This is a genomic window from Blautia sp. 1033sp1_1033st1_G9_1033SCRN_220408, assembly GCF_040929965.1.
Taxonomy (GTDB): Bacteria; Bacillota; Clostridia; order Lachnospirales; family Lachnospiraceae; genus Blautia_A; species Blautia_A ammoniilytica.
Genome location: NZ_JBFKZO010000005.1, coordinates 135,261 through 152,423, shown reverse-complemented (window position 1 = coordinate 152,423; position 17,163 = coordinate 135,261). Strand labels below are relative to the sequence as shown.

Here is a 17,163-nt window from a genome sequence, read left to right as displayed (position 1 = left end):
TCAGCCTTCCCAGGATCTGTTCTTAATATACTCGGTAAGAAGCTCTTCTACCAGTTCGTCACGTTCCACTTTCATGATCATGCTTCTGGCTCCCTTATGGCTGGTGATATAAGTGGGATCACCAGACATAATATAACCAACGATCTGATTCACAGGATTGTATCCCTTTTCTTCCATCGCATTGTACACCAGATCCAGAATCTCCTTAACTTCCAGATCCTGGTCCGGTTTTGAACGGAAATACTGTGTACTTCCCAGATTGTTCTCTGCCATTGTCTCTCACGTCCTTAAAATTATTTCTATTTTATAATAATATAATTCTCAGTAAAATACAATCAAAACTTTCCAAGGAGCATATGTTGGTCCAAAAAGTCCTCTGCCTGAAGTGTGATAATATCATTTATGCCATACCCTTTGGATTTCTCCACTGCTACCTTTACATACTCCTTACTGTGTCCCAGATAATATTCTCTGCCATTTACCTGAATTTCTTCTTCCAGAAGCACTTCCAGCTTCTGCCCAAGAAGAGATCTTTCATATTCAGCCGCATGAATATGATGCATCTGAAGCATCTGATCACTGCGTCCTGCTTTTACTGGCTCCGGGATCTGTCCTTCCATAGCTGCTGCCTTAGTGCCCTGACGCATGGAATATTTAAAAATATGGGTTTCATAAAAATGGATGCTGTCCACAAAATTCTTTGACTGTAAAAACTCTTCTTCTGTCTCCATTGGAAAACCTACGATCACATCTGTGGTCAGCGCAGGATTGGAAAAATACTCCCGCAAAAGCTTACACTTCTGCCTGTATTCATCACTTCTGTATCTCCGGTTCATACGCTGAAGCGTTGCATCACAGCCGCTTTGTAAGGAAAGATGAAAATGGGGACAAATTTTCGGAAGGCCAGATAAAGTCTGTGCAAACTCCCTTGTTACGATCCCAGGCTCCAAGGACCCCAGGCGGATCCGTCGGATCCCATCGATCTGGTGCACTTTCAGTATCAAAGACAGAAGGGTTTCTTTTTCTTCTTCCTGAAAATCCACACCATAGGAAGATAAATGGATCCCGGTAAGCACCACTTCCTTGTATCCTGCATCTGCCAGTGCCTGCACTTCCTTCAACACATGCTCTGCTTTCCTGCTGCGGACTCTGCCTCTTGCATAAGGAATGATACAATAGGTACAGAACTGATTGCATCCATCCTGTACTTTGATATAAGCACGCACATGCTCTGCTGTTTTCTGGATATTCAATTCTTCGTATTCTTTTGTCTGGTTGATTTTGATCACATGGGCAGCCTTTTCTCTGACTTCCTGGTATTCCTCCAGTGCCTGTACAATGTTCTTTTTCTGGTTATTTCCAAGGATCAGATCCACAGCCGGATCCTTATCCAGCTTTCCCTGATCAGTCTGCACATAACACCCGGTAGCCACTACCACTGCTTCCGGATTCATTTTTTTTGCTTTGTGAAGCATCTGTCTTGATTTACGGTCTGCAATATTGGTAACAGTGCATGTATTGATCACATAAACATCTGCCCCAGGTTCAAAAGGTACGATTTCATACCCGGCCTGTTCCAAAAGCTGCTGCATGGCCTCTACCTCATAGGCATTTACCTTGCATCCCAGGTTATGCAATGCTGCTTTTTTCTTCATATTTTCCGATTCCTACTTTCCTTTCATGAATGCTCACAGGCATTCTTACTGCAAGATGTGCATCATACAACGTATATCTTGCTTCTGCAGCGTTTTTATTTTTTATACAATTTCACTAATTCTTTCGATTTTTTTTATCTCTTTTCACCTTGACTTTTAGAATATGCACAGGTAAGATGAAATCTGTAAGATAACGTAACAATTCAGCCGGCAGCATCCTGTCAGTTACTGAACCGTTACAAATAACAATTATCCCAAGGGAGGTTATTAAAATGAAAACAGTAAAAATCTCACTTAACTCTATTGACAAGGTGAAAGCATTCGTTAATGAAATCAGCAAATTTGACTGTGACTTTGATTTAGTATCCGGCAGATATGTTATTGACGCCAAGTCAATCATGGGTATCTTCAGCCTTGACTTATCCAAGCCTATCGACCTGAACATCCACGCTGACGGATCCGCACTTGACGGTGTAATGGATATTATCCAGAAATATACTGTAGAATAATTTTCATCATCACCAGCCATCTGGGGAGGAACTGTACACAGTTCCTCTTTTTTTATTTTTATCTTATCTCAATCACCTCTGCGGTTCTTAATGCCTCATCCATCAGCTCCTGGATCTTCTCAGAAAGCTTCTCCTCTGAACGGCTGATCACCTTCAGATTTGGCTTTGTTACCGGATGCTTTGCCACAAAAATGGTACAGCAGTCTTCATAAGGAAGGACAGAAGTATCGTATGTACCGATCTCCCAGGCTCTTTCCACAATCTCCTGCTTGTCAAATCCAATCACAGGTCTGTATACAGGCAGTGTACACACCTCATTGGTGGCAGCAAGACTCTGCAGGGTCTGACTGGCTACCTGACCGATGCTCTCTCCTGTGATCAGTCCCAGACAATTGTCCTTCTTAGCAAAATGCTCTGCGATCCTCATCATATAGCGGCGCATGATAATGGTCAGCTCATCATGTGGACACTGATCATAAATATATAATTGGATATCTGTAAAGTTTACTACATGGAGGCGGATAGGACCGCTGTATTTTGCCACCAGCTTTGCCAGATCCACAACCTTCTGCTTTGCACGCTCACTGGTGTATGGCGGAGCATGGAAATAGACAGCCTCAATCTTTACTCCACGCTTTGCGATCATATATCCTGCTACCGGACTGTCAATACCGCCGGAAAGCAGAAGCATTGCCTTGCCATTGGTTCCAACCGGCATACCGCCCGGTCCCTTGATAGCCTGGGAATAAACATAGATCTTCTCACGGATCTCCACGGAAAGTGTAAGCGCAGGCTCATGTACATCCACCCTTGCCTCCGGAAAAGCATCCAGAATACTGCCGCCAAGCTTTGCACTTACCTCCATAGATGGAATAGGATAAGATTTCTTTGCCCTTCTTGTATAGACCTTAAAAGTGCCTGCATATCCCGGATGGCAGGCCTGCATATAAGAAACCACATCCTTTGCCATCTGGTCAAAGCCCTGATCTTCATAAATCACAACAGGGCAGATATATACGATGCCAAATACCCTTTTCAAAGCTGCCACTGTATCTTCATAATCATATTCTTCCGGGCAGAATACATAAATGCGTCCCTGCTCCTTAACAACACTAAAATCTCCTTCTACTGCAGAAAGGGCAATGTTCATCTGCTTTACAAGGGCATCCTCAAACAGGTATCTGTTCTTTCCCTTGATGGCAATCTCTGCATACTTGATCAAAAATGCATGATATATCATTAATTCTCCTCCTAATGCCTGGAATATCTGCGAAGTACAGGAACCACTTCCCGAAGGACTTCCAGACAGTAATCAATTTCTTCAAATGTATTTTCTTCTGAAAAGCTGAACCGAAGTGTACTCTCTTTCTGGGAGACCGGCATTCCCATGGCAGCCAAAGTACCTGCTGCTTTACGTTTATGGCTTGAGCAGGCGCTTCCTGCTGAAACATAGATTCCCCGGTCTTCCAGTGTATGAAGCAGTACTTCGCTTCTAATACCAAGAAAGCTGGCACTTAAGATCTGTGGTGCCCCTTCCCGTAATCCCATACCATTCAGGCATACATCATCCAGCTTTAAAAGCCCCTCTGCCAAGTATTCCTTCAGCTGATAAAGATGCTCCCTGTTTTCCTCCAAATGGTCATAAACCATCTGTGCAGCTACACCAAGACCTGCGATCCCCGGTACATTGTCTGTACCGGAACGCATCCCATCCTGCTGTCCGCCACCAAGGATCTGGGGCTGTATCTTTGCTTTCTCGTTGATATACAAAAAACCAACCCCCTTTGGTCCATGCAGCTTATGACTGCTTACAGACAACAGATCAATCCCTGTCTTTTTAGGATGGATGGTATATTTTCCAAATGCCTGGATAGCATCCACATGGTACAAAGCCTTAGGGCTTTTCTCATGGACAAGTGCTCCGATCTTTTCCACAGGCATCACTGCACCCACTTCATTATTCACATACATGGTAGAAACAAGGATCGTATCCGGACGAAGTGCTTCTTCCAAGGCTTTCATATCTACCACACCTGTACGATCTACAGGAAGGACTGTAACTTCATAGCCCATTTGCGCCAGCCTTTCCATTGGCTGCCCTACTGCTGCATGCTCCACTGCTGTAGTGATCACGTGTTTTCCACTTCTTGCATTAGCCTGGGCTGCCCCAAACAAGGCAAGATTATTGCTTTCTGTCCCACCGGATGTAAAAAAGATCTCTTTTTCCTTTACTTTCAGGATCCTTGCAAGGATCTCCTTTGTATCGCGGATGTATTTTTCTGCTTCCACACCCTTCTGATGCATGGATGAAGGGTTGCCGAAATCCTCTGTCATTGTTTTTACCACGATCTGTGCTACCTGAGGATAGCATCTGGTTGTGGCTGAATTATCAAAATATGCTTCCATCTTATCTTTCCTCCAGCTGGAACATCAGTACTGACAGGATCGCCATGCCTGCTGTCTCTGTACGCAGGATCCTGTGCCCCAGTGTGATCTGTCTTGCTCCATGTTCCATGGCAAGCTGGACCTCTTCTTTTTCAAGACCGCCTTCAGGACCAATAAATATCCCTACGCTCATCCCTGGCTTTACTTGAGACAGAATCTGTCGTGTTTCTTCCATTCCCTTAGCATTCTCATACGGAATAAGACAAAGATCCATCTGCCCGGCAAAATCCAAAGCTTCTTTGAAGGACATTACCGGCTCTACCTTTGGAACGATCATCCTTCTCGACTGCTTTGCACCACCTTCTGCGATCTGCTGCCATCTTTGCTGTTTCTTCTGGGCTTTCTTGGCATCAAGCCGTACCACACACCGTTTCATCTCTACCGGGATAATGGAATAAGCCCCAAGCTCCACTGCTTTCTGCACGATCAGATCCATCTTATCTCCTTTGGGAATCCCCTGAAAAAGATACAGCCGGGTTGGAAGTTCATAATCCGGTCTGGAAATATAATAAATCTTAAGTTCTATCTGTTCCGGTGAAAGGGATTGGATGCTGCAATAATATTCCTTTTCGCCCCCTGCACTGATCCAAAGTTCTTCACCTTCCCGCATACGGAGCACATTCCGGATATGGTTCACATCATCCCCACAGATCAGGATCTGTCCTGCAGCTTCATCTACCTGTCCAGGCTCTACAAAAAATCTCTGCATGCTTATTCCTTTCTTGCTGTCACACATACCCACTCACCCTGATGGGTGATCTCTTCCACCAAAAGACCGGCAGCTTTCACAGCCTGTACCACCGTGTCCTCTTTCACATCCAGAATCCCTGATGTTACATAATAAGCGCCCTTTTTCATATGGCTTACCACTTCTGGTGTCAGAGCAACCAATACATCTGCCAGGATATTGGCTGTTACAAGATCATACTTCTCGTAGCCTGCCTGATCCTGGATCTTCTTATCATCAATAATATTACCGATCATCATATCAAAGGCATCATCCGGGATCCCATTGGCTTCTTTATTCTCTGCGACTGCAGGAACTGCACAGGGATCCAGATCCGTGCCAACTACATGGGCTGCTCCCAGCTTCAATCCTACAATGCCAAGAATACCGCTTCCTGTTCCTACATCCAGCATCTGTGTATCTTTATGGACCAGCTTTTTCAGCTGGCGGATCACCAGCTGGGTCGTCTCATGCATACCAGTGCCAAAAGCAGTGCCCGGATCGATATGAAGGATCATTTTCCCTTTATCCTCTTCTTTAACCTCTTCCCAGGAAGGTACGATCAGAATATCATCTACATAAAACTGATGGAAGTATTCTTTCCAGTTATTGATCCAGTCCTTATCCTCTGTCTGGGACTGTTCAATACTGCCCTCTCCAATATCCATATAAGAGCTGACCTCATCCAGTACCTGGCGTACATTTTGCAGTACTTCTTCTATATCCTCATCTTCTTCAAGATAAAAATTCAGGTATGCGATCCCGTCATCCTCTGGACAATCAGGCATAATATCTACAAACATCTGTGCTTTATCTTCATCTGTAAGAGGCTGCTTGTCCTGGATCTCCACACCCTGGATTCCCACATCCGCAAGAGCTGAAATGATCACATCCTCTGCCTCTGTTTTTGTCTTAATGGTAAAACGATTCCACTTCATCTAAATTTCCTTCTCCTTTCCAAATCTTGTGATTTAACACCTCAAAAAATCCCATCAGCTTCTGGTATCGCTGCTTTTTACCGTAAAATCTCCAGAATATTTCCACAAGTGCCACTCCTGCCACAGCATCCACAATATAATGCTGCTTCAATACCTGGGTGGAAACAATGATCAGTGATGCAAATACAAAGGAAAATCTCTGATACCACACAGGAATCTCCCTGGCTCCCTTAAGTCCACGATAACACATCCAGCTTACATAACAATGGATGGAAGGAAAAAGATTAGATGGATGCACACCTCCATCCATAGCATACACAATACCCAGGATCTTTTCAGAAATAGTGCCATCTGTCAGCTCCGGTCGGATATTGGTAGTAGGGATTACTAGGAATAAAATAAAGCATGTCAGATGAATGGTCAGGTCTGTAGCCACAAATCTGTAAAATATTTCTTTCCCCCTTCTTGCAGACAGAAGATATCCAATTGCCCAGAAAGGAAATGCCAGGATATAAAACCACACAAAAAATGGAACCAGAGGCACAGCCCGGTCAAATCCCATGGTAAAATCAAAATGATGCCTGTTTGCAGTAAGAAGATCACTTCCCCAGTAGATCAGGCAGTTGGCTGCCAGGATAGTCAAAAGCGGGAGAACCGCCCATCTGGGTACATATTTATCAAGAAATTGTTTCCATTTTGCTTTTTCTTTCAAAGCCGACGACTCCTTTTCTATATTAGGTCTAACCCTTAATATACAATAAGACACAAAAAAAGAAAAGAGGTGAATCCCTCTTTTCTCGTATTTCTCACCGTCAAACCTTTATTTTACTCTTCAAAAGTCTCTTTCAGCTTATCCATAAAGCTCTTTTTCTTCTTTTCGCTCTTTTCAGGGCCATCCCCCTTTGCTTCAGCAGGACGGTTGCCGCAAGCTTCATCAAATCTGCGAAGGGCTTCCTTGGCCTCTTCATTCAGGCCTGTAGGAACCTGAACCACCAGGGTAACATAATGATCACCACGTATGTTCTTATTCCGCAGGGAAGGAACTCCTTTGCCTTTCAGGCGGATCCTGGTGTCTGTCTGTGTGCCGGGCTTCACTGTATATACCACATCTCCGTCCACAGTGCTGATCTTCACATCTCCGCCCAATGCTGCCTGAGCATAAGTAATAGGAGCTGTGGAAAAAATATTCATATCCTGTCTCTGGAAAATAGGATGACGAGCCACGTTCACTTCAACAAGAAGATCTCCTCTTGGTCCTCCGTTTACTCCTGGCTCACCCTTCTCACGGATGCGGATGCTCTGTCCATTGTCAATACCTGCCGGTACGGACACCTGGATCTTCTTCCTGCTGGAAGTATAACCGGTTCCCCGACAAGCGGAACACTTTTCTTTGATGATCTTTCCAGTTCCATGGCAGTCCGGACAGGTCTGTACATTACGCACCATGCCAAACATGGACTGCTGGGTATAGACGATCTGACCTTCCCCGTTACATCTTGGACAGGTAACCGGAGATGTACCCGGTTTGGCTCCTGTGCCGTGGCAGGTAGTGCATTCATCTTTTAATGTGATCTCCAGCTCCTTATCACATCCGAAAACAGCTTCCTCAAATGTAATATTGACTCTTGCACGGAGATTGGCTCCCTTTGTAGGCCCGTTATTCGGTCTTCTCCTGCTTCCGCCTCCAAACAAATCGCCAAATATGTCCCCGAAAATATCTCCCATGTCTGAACCTGAAAAATCAAATCCACCAAAACCACCAGCACCACCGCCGCCACCATTTTCAAAGGCTGCATGCCCGAACTGATCATACTGTTTTCTTTTCGCAGGATCACTTAGCACGCTGTAGGCTTCTGTGGCTTCTTTAAATTTTGCTTCAGCTTCTTTGTCTCCCGGGTTTACATCCGGATGATACTTCTTGGCTAACTGTCGATATGCTTTTTTCAGTGTTGCATCATCCGCATTCCTGTCAACACCAAGAACCTCGTAGTAATCTCTTTTATCAGCCATAGTCTCTTTTCCCTAATATAATTATTTAGAACCTTAACATCGGCTGCCACTTCTATTTCAAAGCAGCAGCCGTCATAACAGTCACTTTATTTATGCTGCCGTCTGTGCTATTAAAAACAGACAGCTGCTATTTTACACCTCTTTGTAGTCAGCGTCAACTACATCATCACCATATCCGGCTTCATTGCTGCCTGTAGCTCCGCCCTGGGATGCGCCTCCCATATCCGGGCCTGCTCCTGCAGCTCCACCCTGTGGATTCTGTGCCTCATACATCTTTGCAAAAAGCTTCTGAGCACTTTCCATCATCTTCTCCTGTGCAGCTTTGATATCAGCTACCTGAGAATCTGTAACTTCATCAGGATTTGTGCATTTTGCAAGGATATCTTTCAGGGCATTCAGATCAGACTCGACTGCTGCCTTATCATTGGCATCGATCTTATCTCCTGCTTCTTTCAGGGCATTCTCAACCTGGAATACCATGGAATCTGCATTGTTCTTTGTATCGATTGCTTCTTTACGTTTCTTATCCTGTGCCTCAAACTCAGCAGCTTCTTTTACTGCCTTGTCGATATCGGACTCAGACATATTAGATCCTGCTGTAATGGTAATGTGCTGCTCTTTACCTGTACCAAGATCTTTTGCAGATACATTTACGATACCATTGGCATCAATATCAAATGTAACCTCAATCTGCGGAACACCACGACGTGCTGGCGGAATACCATCCAGACGGAACTGTCCAAGGGATTTGTTGTCTTTTGCGAACTGACGCTCACCCTGTACTACGTTAATGTCTACGGCAGTCTGATTATCTGCTGCTGTAGAGAAGATCTGGCTCTTCTTTGTAGGAATGGTTGTATTTCTCTCGATCAGTCTTGTAGCAATACCACCCATTGTCTCAATAGAAAGTGACAGCGGAGTAACATCCAGAAGAAGGATATCACCTGCGCCAGCCTCTCCTGCAAGCTTACCACCCTGTACGGAAGCACCAAGTGCAACACACTCATCCGGGTTAAGAGATTTGCTTGGCTCCTTGCCAGTCAGCTGACGAACCTTATCCTGAACAGCAGGGATACGTGTAGATCCACCAACCAGAAGTACCTGACCAAGCTCAGATGCTGTAAGGCCAGCATCTGAAAGTGCACGGCGAACCGGCTCTGCAGTCTTCTCAACCAGATCATGTGTCAGTTCATCGAATTTAGCTCTTGTAAGGTTCATATCGAAATGCTTCGGACCTTCTGCTGTAGCTGTAATGAACGGCAGGTTAATATTGGTTGTTGTTGCAGAAGAAAGCTCTTTCTTTGCTTTCTCAGCTGCTTCTTTCAGTCTCTGAAGTGCCATCTTATCGTTGCTTAAATCAACACCCTCGTTCTTCTTGAACTCGGAAAGCATATAATCTGTGATTCTCTGGTCGAAGTCATCACCACCAAGACGGTTATTACCTGCTGTGGAAAGAACCTCGATAACACCATCGCCGATCTCAATGATAGAAACATCAAATGTACCACCGCCAAGGTCATATACCATGATCTTCTGCTCTTTTTCATTATCAAGACCATAAGCAAGAGCTGCTGCTGTAGGCTCGTTGATAATACGTTTTACATCAAGACCTGCGATCTTACCTGCATCCTTGGTAGCCTGACGCTGTGCATCATTGAAATATGCTGGAACTGTGATCACCGCTTCTGTTACAGGCTCACCTAAGTATCCTTCTGCATCTTTTTTCAGCTTCTGAAGGATCATAGCGGAAATCTCCTGTGGAGAATATTTCTTACCATCAATATTTACACGATAATCTGTACCCATCTCTCTCTTAATGGAAGAGATTGTCTTTTCTGCATTTGTTACAGCCTGACGTTTTGCAGGCTCACCTACCAGACGCTCACCTGTCTTTGTAAATGCAACAACAGACGGTGTTGTTCTGGATCCTTCTGTATTTGCAATAACGGTAGGTTTTCCACCTTCCATAACTGCTACACAACTGTTTGTAGTACCTAAATCAATACCAATAATCTTACTCATGATAATTCCCTCCTGATTAATTTGCAACTTTAACCATACTGTGTCTTACAACAAAATCTTTATAGGTATATCCCTTCTGGAATACTTCTACTACTTCATTAGCACCTGCATTTTCATCCTCTACATGCATCACTGCATTATGGAGGTTCGGATCAAACTCTTTGCCTTTGGCCTCGATCTCCTTAACACCCATCTCATCAAGAGCGGTCATCAACTGTTTGTAGATCATCTTCATGCCATCTGCAAAGGCATCTCCCTCTGGAGCCTGTGCAAGTCCTCTTTCAAAATTATCCACAACAGGCAGGATCTTTTCAACAATATCTCTTGCCCCGATCACATACATGCTGGCCTTTTCCTTTTCCGTTCTTTTACGGAAATTATCAAACTCAGCCATGCTTCTCTTTAAACGATCGGTAAGCTCTTCCACCTGCTGTTCAAATTTATCTTTTTTCTTTTTTCCGAAGAAAGAAGTCTTTGTCTTTTCTTCCGGTTTGGCATCTTTTGTTTCTGGCTCTTCTGATGCTTCAGCCTCTGGAACTTCTTTTTCCTCTTCTTTGGAAGATTCTTTCTCTGTATCCTCAGCCTCGGCTGCTGTCTCTTCTTCGCTGCCGTCAGTCACCGGAATCTCAACTGTTTCTTCTGTAGCTTCGGTTTCTTTCTTTATATCTGACACGCTGTCAACCGCCTTTCTATGTTTTCTTATTTACTGCTTCATCAAGATGAACCTTAAGCTTCTTCAAGCTGTCCACAACATTCTCATAATCCATACGCTTAGGTCCGATGATACCGATGGTTCCATGCATCCCATTGCCCAACTCATAAGAGGCAGTCACAACACTGCAATCCTTCATGGTCTGAATGGGAACCTCATCACCGATGTACACCTGCACACCTGTGCTTTCCTGATCACCCATGCTCTCACGAACCATATCTGCCAATTCCTTCTTATCCTCGAAAGTGGAGATCAGCTCGCTTGCTCTGGACTTGTCAGCCAGCTCCGGATATTTAAAAATATTGGTGGTTCCTGATGTATATACTTCCAAATCTTCCTCATCCACCTGAATGGTGGCTGCCACTGCATCTAACACGGTAGCTACCACACCGCTGTGGGTTCCTGCCTGCTCCTTCAGTCTGGCGATCATACCAAGATTGATATCCTGGATAGGAACTCCGTTCAGGTTGGTATTCAGAAGAAGGTTTAATTTCAGAATAGTCTGGTCATCCATCTCTTCGTCCAGATCAATGATCTGATTGCGGATCACATTGCCTTCACAAACAACAACTGCGATCAGCTGGTGCTCACTGACTCTGGAAAGCTGAATGAATTTCAATCGGCTTCCGCTGTACTGTGGAACCGTGATCATAGTGGCATAATTAGTATTGGCTGCCAAAACCTTGGCAACCTTCTTTAATACTTTATCCATCTTATCCGTGTTCTCTATCATCATCTCACGGATCTCTGCGATCTCTGATTCCTTTTCCCTGGTCAGTTCATCTACATAGAGACGATAGCCTTTGTCAGATGGAATCCTTCCTGCAGATGTATGAGGCTGTACGATATATCCCATATCGGTCAGGTCTGACATCTCATTCCGGATGGTTGCTGAACTTACATTCAGATCTGGATATTTGGAAATTGTCCTGGAACCTACCGGCTCACCTGTTTCCATGTATGTTTTGATGATTGCTTTCAGTATTTTCTTTTTGCGCTCATCTAATACGTCATCCATGAATGTTTGCTCCTTTCTCCATCTGTTTTGTTAGCACTCAACATAATGGAGTGCTAACATCTATGGTCTTAAGATACACCTGTTGTAAAAGTTTGTCAATATTTTTTACAAAATATTTGTGTGAAAATTTGGTGATGATTTTTCCTGATTGAGAAATGATTGTAAACGGCTTATAATATAGTTACGCAATATAAAAAAAGGAAAACACTACAATGGATTATAAAAAACATCTGACCTATTTTACAGGACTGGCTATCGGGCTTCTGACTCTTTTACTGGCTTTATTTCTTTCTCCTGCTGTTCCATGCTCAGCCGGCACTGCTTCTGTCACCTGGCGCGTTACCCAGTACGGCGATGACCATGCCGGAAAGCAGTCCATGTTCTATACCATCAAGGGCAGTAACGGCAAACTGATCGTAGTAGATGGTGGCTGGACAGATCAGGAGGCCTTTGTCCGTAAGACCATCCAAAGTCTGGGCAGCAAAGTTGATCTGTGGATCATCACTCACCCGCATCCGGATCATACCGGTGCTTTTATCAAAATCTTTTCTTCTCCAGGAGATATCCAGATTCGAAAAGTGATCGCTCCTAAGATCAATGACAGTCGCTACCGTAAATTTAAACACAGCTGGGATGAATATCCTGTGTTTCAGCAGTTTATGAAATTAATGTGCGGCACCTCCAAAATCCACTGGAAAGGAGCTGGTGACAGCTTCCGTTTTTCCGGACTGAAATTTCAGTTTTTCAACGGTTACAGCAACACCCTTACCAATACCACCAAAGACATCTGCAATGGTTCCTCCCTGGTATTTAAAGTATCCGGCAGGAAAACCAGCATGCTGTTCACAGGAGATATTCTCACAAAGGTAGGCAGACGGCTGATCAGTACATATAAGAAGCAACTAAAATCCACCTTTCTGCAGGCGCCGCACCACGGCAATAATACAGGTCGTTATTCCTTCTATAAATATATCGGTGCTGATATCACTTTTGTGGATGCCCCTGCTTTTCTCCGGACTTATCCTGCAGTAGCCCGGAATCTTCAAAATATAAAAGCACTTGGCGGACAGGTATATACCTACAACAGTTCCAGGCGAAGCGTTATCATTCACTGAAAATTGCAGGAAGATTGGGGATTTCCTGTAAGATCACAAAATGACCGGTCAGATGTGTTTACACCTGCCGGTCATTTGTATAAAACAGCCCCAGCAGTCCAAGCCCTGGGCTATGATACCTGATTTTTTGTTTTATATACGCTTACCGCTCCATCTCTATGTGAAATCCCTGATTTTCATGTTCTTTTATAATATTTTCCACTTCTTTCAGATTCATGGAGGTTAAATCCCCTGGAATGGTATTCTTTGCTGCACCGCTGATATTTCCGAAACCCGTCGCCTTTTCACAGCTGCCTTCCTCACATAAAAGCCCATATAGCACACCGGATAGCTTAATTCCATAAATCTCAAGAGATTCATCCCTCCTTACATAGGTTTATTATCTATTTTATCTGTGGTTTTCCTTTCGGCAAACGCAGTCTCTTTTGAATTTCTTTCACTCTGGTTACTTGTGATTGAAATACTGATGAAGATTGCAACCTACTCTGTAGTTGCAGTAGAAATAATCAGTATTATCCCTATACTTTCAAAAGTATTTCTGCTATAATCGGGAAACAGAGTACAGCGCAGACGGTAACGTCCACCCATAAATAGATTCTGACAAAGAGGTGTTTCCATGGATCATTTCAAATTACATTCCGAATACAAACCTACCGGCGATCAGCCGCAGGCCATTGAGGAACTGGTCAAGGGCTTCAAAGAAGGTAACCAGTTTGAAACCCTGCTGGGTGTTACCGGCTCAGGTAAGACCTTTACCATGGCAAATGTGATCACACAGCTGAATAAACCTACCCTTGTCCTTGCCCACAATAAAACACTGGCAGCACAGCTGTATGGTGAGTTTAAGGAGTTCTTCCCTGAGAACGCAGTGGAATATTTTGTCTCCTATTATGACTATTATCAGCCGGAAGCTTATGTTCCCTCCTCTGATACGTATATTGCCAAGGATTCAGCCATCAATGATGAGATCGACAAGCTTCGTCTTTCCGCTACTGCTGCCATGTCCGAAAGGCGTGATGTGATCATTGTATCTTCTGTTTCCTGCATTTACGGTCTGGGTTCTCCTCAGGAATTCCAGGACATGATGATCTCTCTTCGGCCTGGCATGACCAAAGACCGGGATGAAGTGATCCGGGAACTAATCGATATCCAGTACACCAGGAATGAAATGGATTTTCACCGCAGTACCTTCCGGGTACGTGGAGATACTCTGGAGATCTTCCCTGCCAACTACTCTGACAGTGCGATCCGTGTAGAGTTTTTCGGCGATGAAATCGACCGGATCACAGAGATTGATGTGCTTACCGGTGAGATCAAATGTGAGGTTTCCCATGCTGGGATTTTTCCGGCTTCTCATTATGTAGTACCAATGGAACAAATCCAGCGTGCAGCCAAGGCAATCGAAGAAGAACTGGAAGAACGTGTTACTTACTTTAAAAGCGAAGACAAGCTTCTGGAAGCCCAGCGTATTTCCGAACGAACCAATTTTGATATCGAAATGATGAAAGAAACCGGCTTCTGCTCTGGCATTGAGAATTATTCCAGGCACCTGGCAGGTCTTGCTCCTGGTCAGCCCCCTTACACCCTTCTGGATTATTTCGGAGATGATTTTCTTCTGATCATAGATGAGTCCCATAAAACGGTGCCTCAGATCGGTGCCATGTATGCCGGTGATCAAAACCGTAAGCAGACCCTGGTGGATTACGGTTTCCGTCTTCCCTCTGCAAAGGACAACCGACCTTTAAGCTTTGATGAATTTGAGCAGAAGCTGGATCAGGTTCTGTTTGTATCTGCTACTCCTGGTGAATACGAAGCAGATCATGAACTTCTTCGTGCAGAACAGCTCATCCGTCCTACCGGCCTTCTGGATCCGGAAGTAGAGGTACGTCCTGTAGAAGGCCAGATCGATGATCTGATCGGAGAAGTGAATAAAGAGGTAGAAAAGAAGCATAAGATCCTGATCACAACCCTGACCAAACGGATGGCAGAGGATCTTACCCAATATATGAAGGATGTGGGGATCCGTGTACGTTACCTTCACTCGGATATTGATACACTGGAGCGTGCACAGATCATCCGGGATATGCGTCTTGATATATTCGATGTACTGATAGGTATCAACCTGCTTCGAGAAGGCCTTGACATCCCGGAGATCACCCTTGTAGCAATCCTGGATGCAGACAAGGAAGGCTTCCTCCGTTCGGAAACCTCCCTGATACAGACCATTGGCCGTGCTGCACGTAACAGTGAAGGCCATGTGATCATGTATGCAGATACCATGACCGATTCCATGCGTCAGGCCATTGATGAGACCAGACGGCGCCGTCAGTTACAGGATGCCTATAATCAGGAACATGGTATTACGCCAACCACTATCAAAAAAGCCGTCCGTGATCTGATCGCAGTATCCAAGGCAGTAGCAGAAACAGAAGTGAAGCTTGCCAAGGATCCTGAATCAATGAACAAAAAAGAGCTTACCAAACTGATCTCCCAGGTAGAAAAACAGATGCGTGCTGCTGCAGCTGATCTTAACTTTGAACAGGCCGCACAGCTACGCGATAAGATGATCGAATTGAAAAAAAGCCTTGCCGAGCTTGAAGGGAATTAACAGCATTCCCGGCCCGGCAGGGCTCTTTTTTCTGTTACATTGTCTTTTCAGCTTCTAATTTAATCTCATGATAAAGTTCTGAAAAGCTCTTTTTATTTTTACGTGCCAGTTCTGCCACGCCATCACTTTCCGGATAGCAATAACATTCACCTTCCCAGGTACAGAATTTCACTTTGGCTGTCCCATAAGATGTGCTCACATTCTTAATCTCCCGAATCATTTTAGAGCGGTTTACCAGGTAATATCTGATCCCTATAGCTGTGGTATGGACAAAGACCAGTTTTTCCATACTTTTCCGATCTTGTATTTTGCAAAGGATACTCAGCTTGTAGGCGGGACGATTCTTCTTCATATAAATTGGCTGATACCAGACATCCAGTGCTCCTGCCTGCAACAGCTCTTCCATAACAAAACCAAGTGTTTCTCCTGTACAGTCGTCCAGATTACTTTCCAGTACCATCACCTGATCTCTTTCTTTATCATCCGGGGCTTCTCTGGTTTTGCCAGTTTCTCCCAGACTCTCAGGATTCTTATTCTCCTCAGGTACTTGGATCCACATGGCACGAAGAATCCCTGCAATCCCGTAATCTCGCTTACCACCGCCCATACCCATTCTTTTGATGATAAACTGCTCCGGCAAAGTATCCCTAGTTCTAATCGCCGCTGCAATCGCCGCACCGGTAGGCGTTACCAGTTCTCCCTGCACATGAGTAATATGAAGTGGCAGCTGATATGCCTGAGCAATAGCTGATGTTGCAGGAACAGGAATGGGAAGAAGGCCATGCTGGCAGCGGATCTGACCCTGTCCTTCATTTACAACCGGAATAACCACGTCCCGTACCTGAAGATCATCCAGACATATCGCTGCTGCTGCAATATCAATAATAGAATCCACTGCACCCACTTCATGAAAATGTACCTGATCCATCGGCTTTCCATGTACACTTCCTTCTGCCTCTGCTAGGATCCTGAAAATCTTAAGTGCTAGTTCCAGTGCATAAGGACTCATATTTCCAGCCTGAAGAATCCGGGTGATCTCCTGAAGATTTCGTCCATGATGTCCGTTTTTATGGATACTGTCATGATGAACATGCTCTTCATGGCTGTGTCCGTGAAGATACTCCATATCATGATCATGATTATCATGCTCCAGGATCACGTTAAAATCGCAGACCCTTAAACCGGATTTGGTCACATTTGAAATCTCTGCTTTCCAGCCGTCCAAAGGCAGGCTTTCCAGAGTTTTTACAAGATGCTCCGGATCAGCCCCAAGATCCAGAAGAGCTGCTACTGTCATATCTCCGCTGATTCCACTGGAACAATCCAGATAAATCATTTTTCCCTGTTTCTGCATATATAAATACTCCCTGTTTTCTCTTCATTTGTAACTGTTTTCTCTTCATT

At 44.5% G+C, this 17,163-nt stretch carries 15 protein-coding genes; 3 read left to right on the top strand and 12 right to left on the bottom strand.

Annotated elements, in window-relative coordinates:
• Positions 1-273: an IreB family regulatory phosphoprotein gene (locus AB5916_RS06030; RefSeq protein ID WP_158421089.1), complete on the bottom strand. Its 273-nt coding sequence runs from the start codon at positions 271-273 to the stop codon at positions 1-3.
• A gap of 62 nt (positions 274-335) precedes the next feature.
• The gene (mtaB, locus tag AB5916_RS06025; RefSeq protein WP_158421088.1) at positions 336-1,655 is read right to left on the bottom strand and encodes a tRNA (N(6)-L-threonylcarbamoyladenosine(37)-C(2))-methylthiotransferase MtaB; all 1,320 of its coding nucleotides are present in this window, start codon (positions 1,653-1,655) and stop codon (positions 336-338) included.
• Positions 1,656-1,927: 272 nt separating this feature from the next.
• Between mtaB and AB5916_RS06020 the strand changes: the two genes are divergently transcribed.
• Positions 1,928-2,164 carry an HPr family phosphocarrier protein gene (locus AB5916_RS06020; protein ID WP_158421087.1) on the top strand — a complete coding sequence of 79 codons (237 nt, stop codon included), beginning with the start codon at positions 1,928-1,930 and terminating at the stop codon, positions 2,162-2,164.
• Positions 2,165-2,222: 58 nt separating this feature from the next.
• Here AB5916_RS06020 and thiI read toward each other — a convergent pair whose 3' ends face one another.
• From thiI to hrcA, 9 genes are all read right to left on the bottom strand, one after another.
• The gene (gene thiI / locus AB5916_RS06015; RefSeq protein WP_368189738.1) at positions 2,223-3,404 is read right to left on the bottom strand and encodes a tRNA uracil 4-sulfurtransferase ThiI; all 1,182 of its coding nucleotides are present in this window, start codon (positions 3,402-3,404) and stop codon (positions 2,223-2,225) included.
• A gap of 11 nt (positions 3,405-3,415) precedes the next feature.
• A complete protein-coding gene (locus AB5916_RS06010; protein WP_368189736.1) occupies positions 3,416-4,570 on the bottom strand; it encodes a cysteine desulfurase family protein in 1,155 nt (384 codons plus the stop codon).
• A gap of 1 nt (position 4,571) precedes the next feature.
• Positions 4,572-5,318 carry a 16S rRNA (uracil(1498)-N(3))-methyltransferase gene (locus AB5916_RS06005; protein WP_158421084.1) on the bottom strand — a complete coding sequence of 249 codons (747 nt, stop codon included), beginning with the start codon at positions 5,316-5,318 and terminating at the stop codon, positions 4,572-4,574.
• 2 nt (positions 5,319-5,320) lie between these two features.
• Positions 5,321-6,274, bottom strand: a complete 954-nt coding sequence (prmA, locus tag AB5916_RS06000; RefSeq protein ID WP_173727016.1) for a 50S ribosomal protein L11 methyltransferase — start codon at positions 6,272-6,274, stop codon at positions 5,321-5,323.
• Positions 6,249-6,986 (bottom strand): phosphatase PAP2 family protein, encoded by a 738-nt coding sequence (locus tag AB5916_RS05995; protein ID WP_368189734.1) that lies wholly within the window; start codon positions 6,984-6,986, stop codon positions 6,249-6,251. The genes prmA and AB5916_RS05995 overlap by 26 nt, the downstream gene beginning before the upstream one ends.
• Before the next feature lie 113 nt (positions 6,987-7,099).
• Positions 7,100-8,284, bottom strand: a complete 1,185-nt coding sequence (gene dnaJ / locus AB5916_RS05990) for a molecular chaperone DnaJ (protein WP_173727014.1) — start codon at positions 8,282-8,284, stop codon at positions 7,100-7,102.
• A 132-nt stretch (positions 8,285-8,416) separates the two neighbouring features.
• Complete coding sequence (gene dnaK, locus AB5916_RS05985) at positions 8,417-10,306, bottom strand: molecular chaperone DnaK (protein ID WP_158421080.1); 1,890 nt, start codon at positions 10,304-10,306, stop codon at positions 8,417-8,419.
• 16 nt (positions 10,307-10,322) lie between these two features.
• Positions 10,323-10,970, bottom strand: coding sequence for a nucleotide exchange factor GrpE (gene grpE, locus AB5916_RS05980; protein ID WP_368189778.1), 648 nt, complete (start codon positions 10,968-10,970; stop codon positions 10,323-10,325).
• A 25-nt stretch (positions 10,971-10,995) separates the two neighbouring features.
• Positions 10,996-12,036: a heat-inducible transcriptional repressor HrcA gene (gene hrcA, locus AB5916_RS05975; protein ID WP_158421079.1), complete on the bottom strand. Its 1,041-nt coding sequence runs from the start codon at positions 12,034-12,036 to the stop codon at positions 10,996-10,998.
• Between the two features lie 212 nt (positions 12,037-12,248).
• Here hrcA and AB5916_RS05970 point away from each other — a divergent pair, with 212 nt between their 5' ends.
• Positions 12,249-13,151 (top strand): ComEC/Rec2 family competence protein, encoded by a 903-nt coding sequence (locus AB5916_RS05970; RefSeq protein WP_368189732.1) that lies wholly within the window; start codon positions 12,249-12,251, stop codon positions 13,149-13,151.
• 616 nt (positions 13,152-13,767) lie between these two features.
• Positions 13,768-15,759 carry an excinuclease ABC subunit UvrB gene (gene uvrB / locus AB5916_RS05965; RefSeq protein WP_368189731.1) on the top strand — a complete coding sequence of 664 codons (1,992 nt, stop codon included), beginning with the start codon at positions 13,768-13,770 and terminating at the stop codon, positions 15,757-15,759.
• Positions 15,760-15,793: 34 nt separating this feature from the next.
• Here the strand turns inward: uvrB and larC are convergent, their stop codons facing one another.
• Positions 15,794-17,113, bottom strand: a complete 1,320-nt coding sequence (gene larC / locus AB5916_RS05960) for a nickel pincer cofactor biosynthesis protein LarC (protein ID WP_368189729.1) — start codon at positions 17,111-17,113, stop codon at positions 15,794-15,796.
• Positions 17,114-17,163: the final 50 nt, after the last annotated feature.

Excerpts from the sequence above, each read along its gene's own strand:
- AB5916_RS06030 (WP_158421089.1), bottom strand. The coding sequence starts at position 273 with ATGGCAGAGAACAATCTGGGAAGTACACAGTATTTCCGTTCAAAACCG.
- mtaB (WP_158421088.1), bottom strand. The coding sequence starts at position 1,655 with ATGAAGAAAAAAGCAGCATTGCATAACCTGGGATGCAAGGTAAATGCC.
- AB5916_RS06020 (WP_158421087.1), top strand. The coding sequence starts at position 1,928 with ATGAAAACAGTAAAAATCTCACTTAACTCTATTGACAAGGTGAAAGCA.
- thiI (WP_368189738.1), bottom strand. The coding sequence starts at position 3,404 with ATGATATATCATGCATTTTTGATCAAGTATGCAGAGATTGCCATCAAG.
- AB5916_RS06010 (WP_368189736.1), bottom strand. The coding sequence starts at position 4,570 with ATGGAAGCATATTTTGATAATTCAGCCACAACCAGATGCTATCCTCAG.
- AB5916_RS06005 (WP_158421084.1), bottom strand. The coding sequence starts at position 5,318 with ATGCAGAGATTTTTTGTAGAGCCTGGACAGGTAGATGAAGCTGCAGGA.
- prmA (WP_173727016.1), bottom strand. The coding sequence starts at position 6,274 with ATGAAGTGGAATCGTTTTACCATTAAGACAAAAACAGAGGCAGAGGAT.
- dnaJ (WP_173727014.1), bottom strand. The coding sequence starts at position 8,284 with ATGGCTGATAAAAGAGATTACTACGAGGTTCTTGGTGTTGACAGGAAT.
- dnaK (WP_158421080.1), bottom strand. The coding sequence starts at position 10,306 with ATGAGTAAGATTATTGGTATTGATTTAGGTACTACAAACAGTTGTGTA.
- hrcA (WP_158421079.1), bottom strand. The coding sequence starts at position 12,036 with ATGGATGACGTATTAGATGAGCGCAAAAAGAAAATACTGAAAGCAATC.
- AB5916_RS05970 (WP_368189732.1), top strand. The coding sequence starts at position 12,249 with ATGGATTATAAAAAACATCTGACCTATTTTACAGGACTGGCTATCGGG.
- uvrB (WP_368189731.1), top strand. The coding sequence starts at position 13,768 with ATGGATCATTTCAAATTACATTCCGAATACAAACCTACCGGCGATCAG.
- larC (WP_368189729.1), bottom strand. The coding sequence starts at position 17,113 with ATGCAGAAACAGGGAAAAATGATTTATCTGGATTGTTCCAGTGGAATC.